Raw genomic sequence first — 10,196 nt, 5'->3', positions numbered from 1 at the left:
CCCGGCCTAACAGCGCCCGCCCCCGCCGTTGGCCTTTTTTGGGGGGGGGGGGCGGGGGGGTCCCCCCGGGGGGGTTTGCCGGGTGTGGTTCCGCGGGGTAAACACACCCCGCATCGACGGACCGAGCAGAAGGACGCACGACTCCATGGGAAACAAGCCGGACGCGGCGAACGAGCGAACCTCGGGGTTACCGGGCTCAGGGGCAGAACGATCCGGCGCGGGGGCAGAGGCGTCCGGCTCTTCCTCCTCGGTGCCCGCTCCCCCGCGCGCCGCGCGCGCGGCCGTGTGTGCCGTGTTCTTCGTCACCGGGGCCGCCTTCGCCACCTGGGCCGCGCGCGTTCCAGGGATCCAGGGTGGGCTCGAACTGTCCGAAGGGCAACTCGCGGTGGCGCTGGTGGGGCTGAGCAGCGGGGCGTTCCTCGGCCTTCCGCTGGTGGGCGGTCTGGTGGCCCGGTACGGCAGCCGGCCCGTGCTGTTCACCGGGATGACGGTCTATCTCGCCGCGCTGGCCGGCCTCGCGTTCGCACCCGGCCTGCCGATGCTGACCGTGACCCTCGCCCTGTTCGCCTGCGGCAACACCGCCGTCGATGTCGCCATGAACACCCAGGGCGTATTGGTCGAACGCGCTTATGGACGCAACATCCTGGGCGGATTCCACGCCATGTTCAGCCTCGGCGGGATCGCGGGCGCCGTGGCCGGCAGTCTCGCGGCCTCCGCTGACATCGGCACGCGCCCGCACTTCGCGATGACCGCGCTCGTCCTGTGCGTGGCCGTTGCCACCGCTGCGACCGCCCTGCTCCCCGATCCGCCGGGGCAGGCCGAGGACGCCGGTCCCCTCTTCGCCCTGCCGAGCGCCGGACTGTGGATCCCCGGACTCGTCGCCTTCTGCGCCCTGATGGGAGAGGGCGTCATGAACGACTGGGGCGCGGTCTATCTCCATGACGTGACCGACGCCTCGCCCGGCGCGGCGGGCGTTGGGTTCGCTCTCTTCTCTGCCGGGATGGTCGCCGGGCGCCTCTGTGCCGACCGGATCCGGGCCCGGGCCGGCACCGTACGTTTCACTCTCGGCTGCGCCCTCGTCGCCGCGGCCGGGGCGGTGGTCTCGATCTCCGTGCCCACCACCGGCGCCGGGTTCGCCGGTTACACGCTGCTCGGGCTGGGCATGGCGGCGGTGATCCCCGTGGTCTTCAGCCACGCCGCCCGGCTCCGGCCGGAACGCCCCGGTCCGGCGATCGCCGCCGTCTCGGCGATCGGTTACGTCGGGTTCCTGGCCGGGCCGCCCGTCATCGGCGGCCTCGCCGAGGCCGTGGACCTGCGAGCCGCCATGCTCGTCCTGCCCGTACTGATGGGCGCGATGGCCCTGTTCTCCCTCGGCCTGCGCCGCCGCTGACCGCCGGATGCGGCCGGCCACCGTATGCCGCTGACGTGGCACCGGCACCGGCTCACGACGGTGCCGATGTGTCCTCCGCATGTCCGGCCGGGAAGAGGCCAACGGGGTGTTTTCCGGCGGTGTCGGGCGGCCGGTGGCGGGGCGTTCGGCCATGCTGGGCAGGGTGTCATCCCTTTTGCGGCAAGGAGCACCGTATGCGCACGGACCCGGTCGGACGATTCCTGGCAGCCCTCGGTCCGGAAGAGCGCGAGGTCATCGGCGCCAGGCCGCGCCGGGAGCAGGAGCGTCTTGCGGCGGCCTGGGAGCGGGAGCTGGAGACGGATGATGAACTCGACACCCTCGACGAATTGTCACCGCCGGCGGCGGAGAGCGAAGCGGCCCGCCGGGTTCTGGATCGCGAGACCGGCAGGCAGCCACCGGCCAGTAGCGACTGACGAACGGGCGGAGCCGCCGTCCGGTCCGGGCGGTTGGCCGGCACGCGGGTCCGTTACTCGTCGAAGGGGGCGGCGCGCAGCAGGTCCTCCACGGTGGGCACCGGGAAGTCGGGGATGTGGCAGCGGCCGACCTCGGCGAAGGGGTGCATCAGTACCGACATGGGCTTGGTGCGGCACAGCGAGAGTATGTTGTCGACCGCGTCCTGTTTGAATCCGGCCCTGGGGAATTCGGTGAGTATTTCCTCAAGGATCTCGGACGGGATCTGCTGAATGTCGTTCCCGGCGAAATCGAGTCCGGAGCCGATGGAAATCATGGCGATCTCCGGCCTCTTCCGCGTCGCGATACCGACATTGGTGTGCAGGGCGATCGCATCCCAGACGACCTCGACCCGCTCGGCCGACATGCGCTGCTCCTTGAGGAAGCGTTGCGCGGCGTCGGCGCCGTCGACCTCGAAGCGCTCCGTCGGGGTCCGGTACGCCGCGACCAGTCCGAGGTCGTGCAGGGCCGCGGCGACGAACGCGAGTTCACGGTCGTAACGGACGCCCTGGCGGTCGAACAGCAGAGCGCTGAAAAGGTACGTTCGCATGACATGGCTGAAGAGTGTCGGGGAGGACACGCTGCGGGCGAACGCCGCAGTTTCCCGGGCCAGTTGAGTGTCGGGGATACGGACTCCGGCCACGGTCGTGGGCAGTGTGTCCCGCCCCGGAGCCGCGGCGGCGGACGGGGTGGACACCGTGGTGGCGAACGCGGCGGCCATGCCGATCGCGGCGACTCCCGCGCCGCGCTCCAGCGCCGTGCGCCGGGTGATGTTCTTTGCCTCATTACCCTTGTCGGACATGCGAGATTCTTTCTCTTCGGCGGATGATGCCGAGAGTTTATGGAGGGTGCTACTCCGACTGACAGGGGCGAAAATGCCGAGGAGCTCCGGATTCTCGCCAGGGGGTTGGCGTCCGACCGATCGGGGGGATCGCATGGGCGCGTCTTTCCGCCTTTGCCCTGTTGCCGTTCCGGATTCGGATGCGGCTCCCACCCGGTCGGATCACCGGGGAATTGTTGGGCGTCGGGGGCGATTCACGGGGGCGTGAGAGGGCCGCCGGCGGCGCGCCAGTCGACGAGGCCGCGGCTCATGTTGACCGCGTCGAAGCCGTTCTCCACCAGCAGGTTCGCCGCGCCGGCGGAGCGGATGCCGCCGGTACAGAAGGCGATGAGCAGGCGGTCCTCGGGAAGCTCCGGGCAGCGTTCGGGGAGCACTTCGAGCGGCATGTGCACGGCGCCCGGGATGTGCACCCGGTCCCACTCGAACGCGCGGCGGACGTCCACGACGAGCGCGCCGTCCGCGACCAGGAGGATCGCCTCGGCGGCGGTCACGGCGGGCGGACGGCGGAGGTAGTGGCGGAAGCTCATGCGCCCGACACCTCCCGTCGCACGCAGGTGGGAACGGGGCGGCGCAGGCGGTGAAGACGGTGCCCGCCGAGAAATGGACGGAGCTGCGACAGGGACTCCATGACCTTCAGCTTAGCTGAAGGTCATGGAGTCCCTCCTGCCGCCCGTGCCATGTGGGCCCGTAGCGCCTCGGTCAACTCCGGGTGCCGGTCGGCGAATTCCGCGTCCAGGCGGGCCACCACCTCGGCGGCACGGGCCAGCAGCGTTTCGCCCTCGGCCGTGACCCGCAGGCTCGACGCGGCCCCGGCGTGCGCGGTCCCGTCGTCGACGAGCCCGGCGGCGACGAACGCCGCCACCGTGGCGTGCGCGCTCTGCACGGTGATGCGCGAGCGCCGGGCGAGTTCGCTGAAGGAGATGCCCGGAGTTCCGCGGACGTGCCCCAGCAGCCCGTACTTGCGCGTGGTCAGCCCGAGCGGCTTCAACCCGTCGGTGAACGTGGTCTCCCACACCCGGCTCACGGTCAGCAGCGTGACGGTGGGGCTGAAGGGAGTTGGCTCGGACACAGGGGCAGGTTACCTGCCGATGGGACGGCCGACCTGCTCCGCGGCCGTCGGGCCACGGTCGATGCGGGCTCAGAACGGGGCGCTGCGGCCGAGGTTGGCTCCGACGAGCACGGACCGCTTCCATCCGGCCTTTCGGGCGTCAGGCTGCCTCAGGCCAGACGATCCTGCTGAGGAAGTCCTCCACCGCTGTGGCGACCCGACCGAGCACCTTGGCGGATTCGGACAGGGGCCCAGGAACGTGCATGTCGTGATCGGCCCCGCGGACCTCCAGCACATGGGGTGACAGCTCGGCGGCGAGGGCTCCGTCCCAGTGCCTGTCCTCGGTACCGCCGACCAGCAGGAAGGGGGCAGTGGCCGAGCGGAGAGCCTGGGCCACCTCGGCAGTGGTCAGCAACGGGGTGATCCAGATCGCCGGCAGTCCCCGCTCGGCGGCGAGGACCGCCGCGTGGGTGCCGAGGGACTTCCCCATCATGACGGCCACAGTGCGCGGTGAGCTCCTGGTCACTTGGTCGAGTACGGGGGTGACCCGGTCGAGGACCCAGGAGTTGATACCTCGGTCGGCCTGCCGTGGCGGATCCCAGGTGATCCGCTCGACCCTGGCCCCCCTGGCCTCGGCCGCACGGGCGGCGTACATGAGGAGGGGCGCGTGGGGGCCGTACATCCCACCTGGGACCGCTACCGCGGCTCGCGGCGACTCTCTCTGCTCATCCACGGCCATGAACTTAGCCCTGGGCGGCCGACGTTGGCAGCTGAACGCGATCAACAGGGCGGAACAACGCCCCGTACGCCCTCCCGCGCACCGCCCTCGCCGTCACGGGGTGACGAGGACCTTCAGGGCCTCACGCCGGTCCATGGCGCGGTAACCGCCGGGGGTCTCCTCCAGGTTGACGGTACGGTCGAAGACGCGGCCGGGCTCCACGGTGCCGTCGAGGACCGCGGGCAGCAGTTCCTCGATGTAGGCGCGTACGGGGGCCGGGCCGCCGTTGAGGGTGATGTTCGGGCCGAAGAGGCTGCCGAACCCCACGGGGGCGTCCTCGTACTGCGGAACGCCGACGCGGCTGATGACCCCGCCCGGACGGACGGCGCCGAGGGCCATCTCGTACGCCGGCATGTGCCCGACGGCTTCCAGTACGGCCCGGGTGCCGTGCCCCCCGGTCAGGTCGCGGACCTTGGCGGTGCCTTCCTCGCCGCGTTCGGCGATGACGTCGGTGGCGCCGAAGAAGCGTCCGAGGTCGGTACGGTCCTTGTGCCGCCCCATGAGGATGATGCGCTCCGCGCCGAGCCGCTTGGCCGACAGGACGGCGAGCAGTCCGACGGCGCCGTCGCCGATGACGGTGACCGAGTCACCGGGGCGTACCCGGGCCACGTGGGCGGCGTGGTAGCCGGTGCCGTAGACGTCGGCGAGAGTGAGCAGGGACGGCAGCAGCGCCTCGTCCACGTCCTTGGGGAGCTTGACGAGGGTGCCCTGGGCCTGGGGGACCCGGATGGCCTCGGCCTGGCCGCCGCCGACCCCGGCGGCGAAGAAGCCGCCGTTCGGGCAGGAGGTGTGCAGGCCCTCCCGGCAGAACTCGCAGGTGTTGTCGGCGTACGCGAACGGCGCCACCACCAGGTCACCGCGGCGCAGACCGGAGACCTCGGACCCGATGTCCTCGACGGTGCCGAGGAACTCGTGGCCCATGGGTACGGGACCGTCGGCGGCCTCCATGGTGTGGTACGGGTGCAGGTCACTGCCGCACACGCAGGAGCGGACGACGCGCACGATCGCGTCGGTGGGCTGCTCGATGACCGGGTCGGGCGCGTCCTGGACGCGGACGTCTCCCGCTTCGTACATGAAGGTGGCCCTCATGGGGACAGCTCGCTTTCTTCTCGCTGTGGGGGGCTGGGCGCTCGGCCGTCGTGCCGAGCGGGCATGGGGGGGTGGGGAGTGGCTGCGGTCAGCGGCCTGGGGGCTGCGGTCAGCGGGCGCGGGTGCGCGGGCTCGTGTACTGCTCTTCGGTGACCTTCTCCAGCCAGGTGGTCTCGGGTCGGTCGCCGCCGGGGGCCGGGGCTTCCCACAGCGCCAGGTGCTGCATGAAGCGGTCCGCGGTGGCGCCGTGCCAGTGGTCCTCACCGGGCGGGCAGGTGACCGTCTCGCCGGGGTGGGCCTCGAACACGGTGCCGTCACGGGTGCCGATCAGCGCGACGCCGGCGACGACATGCAGCGTCTGGCCGACCGCGTGGCGGTGCCAGGCGGTGTGGGCGCCGGGCGCGAAGCGGACCATGTTGGCCCGCATCCGGGACGGCTCGGCGCCGGCGTACAGGACGTCGAACCACACATCCCCGGTGAACCATTCCTCCGGCCCCTTGCCGGTGGGCTGCTGCTTCACGAACTCCATGTCGCGCTGTTCCTCTCGTGCTCCGTGCGGGTACTCGGTGCGGGTACTCCGTGCGGGGGGGTGGCGCCACGTCTTGTACGGGCGCGTGTTCGGCCGGTCGGCGGGGCGGCCGCACCGTCGAATTCCGGGTGCCCTGGCCGCTTCCCTCACCCGACTCTTTCGTTCTGTTCTTTCGTTCTGTTCTTTCGTTCTGTTCTTTCGCCCGATTCTTTCGCACCGGGCCTTTCTTTTCTCCTGACTGCTGTCCAGGCTCGCACCCGCGCGGGTTCATGTGCAGTGGAGGGTTTCCTCCTGGGAGAGGAACATCCTGGGAGGGATTCCTCCCCCTCACGCGAAGACCGCTCGCTGTCACACTGGCGGTATGAGTCCGACACCGCATCTCAACGAACTCGGCGAGTTCCTCAAGGCCCGCCGGGCCGAGCTCACCCCGCGGGCCGTGGGACTGCCCGACAGCCCCGGTCCGCGCCGGGTGGCCGGGTTGCGCAGGGAGGAGGTCGCCCGGGCCGCGGCGATCTCCACGGACTACTACACCCGGCTGGAGCAGGGCCGTATGCCCGCCTCGGCGCCCGTCCTGGAGGCACTGGCCCAGGCGCTGCATCTGGATGCCGATCAGCGCCGCTACCTGTTCGGCCTCGCGGGGAAGGAGACCGCGAAACCCCGGCGCCGCGCGCTGCAGAAAGTCCAGCCGCAGTTGCGCCGGGTCCTGGACGATCTCACCACCACCCCGGCCGTCGTGATGGGGCACCGTATGGACGTCATCGCCTGGAACCCGCTCGCGGCGGCGCTGATCACCGATTTCTCCGCCGTCCCGGAGAAGCATCGTAATTACGTACGTATTCTGTTCACCGATCCGGCGATGCGCACGCTGTACGCCGATTGGAAAGCCGTGGGGCGTACGAGCGTCGCGCAATTGCGCATGGCCGCGGCGAAGTATCCGGACGACCCCCGGCTGGCCGCCCTGGTCGGTGAGCTGTCCGTGCGGGACCCGGATTTCCGCCGGTGGTGGGCCGCGCATCACGTGGCCGCCCTGAGTGTCGGCACGAAGGTCCTCCACCACCCGGTCGCCGGTGAACTCTCCCTGGACTGGGACACCTTGAGCGCCAGCACCGACCCCGACCAGCAACTGGTCGTCTGGACCGCCGAGGTCGGCTCCCCCACCCACGACGGGCTGCGCATCCTCGCCTCCTGGGCCGCCGGCCGGCACCTCTCGGACGCTCCGTCGAGTGACGCTCCGCCGGAGTGACGCTCGGCCGGAGTGACGCTCCGCCGGAGTGACGGACTCCCGCGCCTCCGGTCTGCGTCCGCGGTCAGGGCACGGTCAGTTCGCCGGTGCGCAGGGCCGCGGTGACGCCGCCGTCCATCAGGAGGTCGGCGCCGGTGACGAAGCCGGCCTGGCGGCCGAGGAGGAAGGCGGCGGCCTCGGCGACCTCGTCGGGCGTGCCGAACCGGCCGGCCGCCGACGCCGCGCGCACCCGGTCGAACCACGCGCGGCGCGGCCCGGACAGCTCGTCCTGGGCCAGCGGGGTGATGATGACGCCGGGGCTGACGGCGTTGAGGCGGGCGCCGCGCTTCCCCCACGCAGCCGCGGCGGTCAGCACCCGCAGCGAGTTGGCCCGCTTGGACAGCGCGTACGCGTGGACGGTCGAGCCGATCCGGTCGGGCTGGAGGAACGGCAGCGCGAGCAGCCCGGACGTCTCGGTGGTCGCGAGCGCCTCCTCGATCTCGGGTGCGTACGGACTCTCCCGGTGCCCGGCCATGCTGGCGACGACCAGGCCCGCCCCGCCGGGTGCGACGACGCGGGCGAAGGCGTCGAGGCCCAGGGCGGTGCCGAGGAGGTCGACGCGCAGGATGCGCTCGACGGGCGCCTGGGTGGGAGAGACACCGGCGGTGTGCACGACCTGGGTGACCGGGCCCAGGGCCGCGGCCGCGTCGGCCAGTGCCTCGACGGCGTCGTGGTCGGAGACGTCGGTGACGCGCGTGGTCACGTCGTATCCCTCGCCGCGCAGCAGGCCGGCCGCGGTGGTGGCCGCCTCGTCGCTGCGGTCGGCGAGGAGTACCGTACGGCCGGCTCCGATACGGCGCGCGATCGCCAGGCCGATGCTGCCGGAGCCGATGACAACGGCTGCTTCTTTCATTTCCTCGTCACTTCCTCGTGCATTCCCTCGTCATTTCCTCGTCACTTCCTCGCTGGTTCCGCCGGGCCCCGGTCACGGCGTGATCAGGACCTTCAGGGCCTCGCGGTCGTTCATCGCCCGGTAGCCCTCGGCGATGTCCTCCAGGCCGAGGGTGCGGTCGAAGACGCGGCCGGGCCGGATCGCGCCGTCCAGGATGTGCGGCATCAGCTCTTCGATGTAGGCGCGGGCGGGGGCGACGCCACCGGTGAGGGTGATGTTGCGCAGGAAGTCGCCGAAGCCGAACGGGACCTCGGAGAACTGGGGTGCGCCGACGCGGCTGATCGTGCCGCCCGCGCGGACCACGCCGAAGCTCTGGGCGAGCGCGTCCTTGAGGCCCACGCATTCGAGGACCTTGCGCGTGCCCGCACCGCCGGTCAGGTCACGCACCCGGGCGACGCCCTCGTCGCCGCGCTCGGCCACCACGTCGGTCGCGCCGAAGTCACGGCCGAGGTCGGTGCGTCGCGGGTGCCGGCCCATCAGGATGATCCGGTCGGCGCCCAGCAGCCTGGCGGAGATCACGGCCGCCAGCCCCACGGCGCCGTCGCCGACGACCGTGACGCTGTCGCCGCGTCCGACCCCGGCGGTGCGGGCCGCGTGGTAGCCGGTGCACAGGATGTCGGAAAGGGTCAGCAGGTCAGGCAGCAGTTCGGAGTCCTCCCCGACCGGCAGCCTGACCAGGGTGCCGTCGGCGTACGGGACGCGCGCGGCCTCTCCCTGGCCGCCGTCGACGCCGTTCACGCCCCACTGGCCGCCGTGCGGGCAGGAGGTCTGGAGCCCTTCGCGGCAGTACTCGCAGGTGTTGTCGGCGTAGACGAACGGGGCCACGACCATGTCGCCGGGTTGGAGGCGGGTGACCTCCGCGCCCGTCTCCTCGACGACTCCGAGGAACTCGTGCCCCATGTGCCGGGGCCGGTCGGTGGGCGGCAGGGACTTGTACGGCCACAGGTCGCTGCCGCAGACGCAGGACAGCACGATCCGTACGACCGCGTCGGTGGGCAGCTGGATCTTCGGGGCGGCGACGTCCTCGACGCGTACGTCGTCGGCCGCGTACAGCAGGGTGGCTCGCACGAGCGGTGCTCCTCGATCGGGGAGGGGAAGGGGGAAGGGGGAAGGGGCAGGGGGAAGGCGCGGGTTCGGCCGGTTTTCGCAGGGCCGGGCCGCGGTGGCACGTCCAGCGTGCCTCCGTACGCCGGGTGCAGGCAGGGCGAGCTGTGCGGGGGTGTGGCCAGCGAGGGTGTGGCCGGCGGGGGTGTGACAGGGCCCCCTTACACGGCGCGTTACACGGCGTGTCTCTGATTTCCGGAAAAACACACCACACCGTCCGGGCCGACATAGTCTGTGCGTCTGCCGGGCTGCCATTGGGGGGTGCCCGGCCTGGAAAATGGGGAATTGATCATGCGCTCCACCCGCACACTCACCGCCGCCGCCCTGGCGGTCGCCGCCGGGGTCGTCCTGCTGCCGGCTCAGGCGCAGGCCGCGACCGGCTCCGTACACCTGTACAAGGTCTATTACGACTCGCCGGGCAAGGACACGCGCTCCAACGCGTCCCTCAACGCCGAGTACGTGCAGATCCGGAACACGACCTCGAAGGCCGTGTCCCTGAAGGGCTGGACGCTCGTGGACGCGTCGAACCACAAGTACGTCTTCGGCACGTACAGCCTCGGCAAGGGGAAGACGGTGACCGTACGCACCGGCAAGGGGAAGGACACGGCGGCCAACCGATACCAGAACCGCGCGGCCTACGTGTGGAACAACGACAAGGACACCGCGACGCTGAAGAAGGCGAACGGCGGCAAGGTGGACTCCTGTTCGTACAACTCCACCAAGGTCGACTACAAGATGTGCTGAGCCGATGAGTCCGGGGTCCCGTCCGGCC

Annotated in this window: 12 protein-coding genes; 4 read left to right on the top strand and 8 right to left on the bottom strand. The window is 71.2% G+C overall.

What is annotated here, in order from left to right; all coding sequences use genetic code 11:
• Positions 1–292: 292 nt before the first annotated feature.
• Together ACFTZC_RS29690 and ACFTZC_RS29685 are read left to right on the top strand one after the other, a co-directional pair.
• Complete coding sequence (locus ACFTZC_RS29690; RefSeq protein WP_382894877.1) at positions 293–1,390, top strand: MFS transporter; 1,098 nt, start codon at positions 293–295, stop codon at positions 1,388–1,390.
• Positions 1,391–1,584: 194 nt separating this feature from the next.
• Positions 1,585–1,824, top strand: coding sequence for a hypothetical protein (locus ACFTZC_RS29685; protein ID WP_382894875.1), 240 nt, complete (start codon positions 1,585–1,587; stop codon positions 1,822–1,824).
• A gap of 53 nt (positions 1,825–1,877) precedes the next feature.
• Here the strand turns inward: ACFTZC_RS29685 and ACFTZC_RS29680 are convergent, their stop codons facing one another.
• The 6 genes from ACFTZC_RS29680 to ACFTZC_RS29655 form a co-directional block, all read right to left on the bottom strand.
• Positions 1,878–2,663: an HD domain-containing protein gene (locus tag ACFTZC_RS29680; RefSeq protein WP_382894873.1), complete on the bottom strand. Its 786-nt coding sequence runs from the start codon at positions 2,661–2,663 to the stop codon at positions 1,878–1,880.
• A gap of 233 nt (positions 2,664–2,896) precedes the next feature.
• The gene (locus ACFTZC_RS29675; protein WP_382894871.1) at positions 2,897–3,229 is read right to left on the bottom strand and encodes a rhodanese-like domain-containing protein; all 333 of its coding nucleotides are present in this window, start codon (positions 3,227–3,229) and stop codon (positions 2,897–2,899) included.
• Between the two features lie 122 nt (positions 3,230–3,351).
• Positions 3,352–3,771 (bottom strand): MarR family winged helix-turn-helix transcriptional regulator, encoded by a 420-nt coding sequence (locus ACFTZC_RS29670; RefSeq protein WP_382894869.1) that lies wholly within the window; start codon positions 3,769–3,771, stop codon positions 3,352–3,354.
• 139 nt (positions 3,772–3,910) lie between these two features.
• A complete protein-coding gene (locus ACFTZC_RS29665) occupies positions 3,911–4,432 on the bottom strand; it encodes an alpha/beta hydrolase (RefSeq protein ID WP_382894867.1) in 522 nt (173 codons plus the stop codon).
• Positions 4,433–4,582: 150 nt separating this feature from the next.
• The gene (locus tag ACFTZC_RS29660) at positions 4,583–5,617 is read right to left on the bottom strand and encodes an alcohol dehydrogenase catalytic domain-containing protein (RefSeq protein WP_382894866.1); all 1,035 of its coding nucleotides are present in this window, start codon (positions 5,615–5,617) and stop codon (positions 4,583–4,585) included.
• Positions 5,618–5,726: 109 nt separating this feature from the next.
• Positions 5,727–6,146, bottom strand: coding sequence for a cupin domain-containing protein (locus tag ACFTZC_RS29655; RefSeq protein ID WP_382894864.1), 420 nt, complete (start codon positions 6,144–6,146; stop codon positions 5,727–5,729).
• Positions 6,147–6,507: 361 nt separating this feature from the next.
• Between ACFTZC_RS29655 and ACFTZC_RS29650 the strand changes: the two genes are divergently transcribed.
• Positions 6,508–7,389, top strand: coding sequence for a helix-turn-helix domain-containing protein (locus ACFTZC_RS29650; RefSeq protein ID WP_382894862.1), 882 nt, complete (start codon positions 6,508–6,510; stop codon positions 7,387–7,389).
• A 64-nt stretch (positions 7,390–7,453) separates the two neighbouring features.
• Here the strand turns inward: ACFTZC_RS29650 and ACFTZC_RS29645 are convergent, their stop codons facing one another.
• Positions 7,454–8,281, bottom strand: coding sequence for an SDR family oxidoreductase (locus tag ACFTZC_RS29645; protein ID WP_382894860.1), 828 nt, complete (start codon positions 8,279–8,281; stop codon positions 7,454–7,456).
• Positions 8,282–8,353: 72 nt separating this feature from the next.
• Entirely contained in the window at positions 8,354–9,388 is a 1,035-nt protein-coding gene (locus tag ACFTZC_RS29640; protein ID WP_382894859.1) for a zinc-binding dehydrogenase, read from the bottom strand.
• Positions 9,389–9,715: 327 nt separating this feature from the next.
• Here ACFTZC_RS29640 and ACFTZC_RS29635 point away from each other — a divergent pair, with 327 nt between their 5' ends.
• On the top strand, positions 9,716–10,168 hold the full coding sequence (locus ACFTZC_RS29635; protein WP_382894857.1) for a lamin tail domain-containing protein: 453 nt from the start codon (positions 9,716–9,718) through the stop codon (positions 10,166–10,168).
• The last annotated feature ends 28 nt before the right edge of the window (positions 10,169–10,196 follow it).

This window comes from Streptomyces sp. NPDC056987 (assembly GCF_042673865.1).
Taxonomy (GTDB): Bacteria; Actinomycetota; Actinomycetes; order Streptomycetales; family Streptomycetaceae; genus Streptomyces.
Note: the sequence above shows the minus strand (reverse complement) of the source record. Positions and strands in the feature narration are given on the sequence as shown.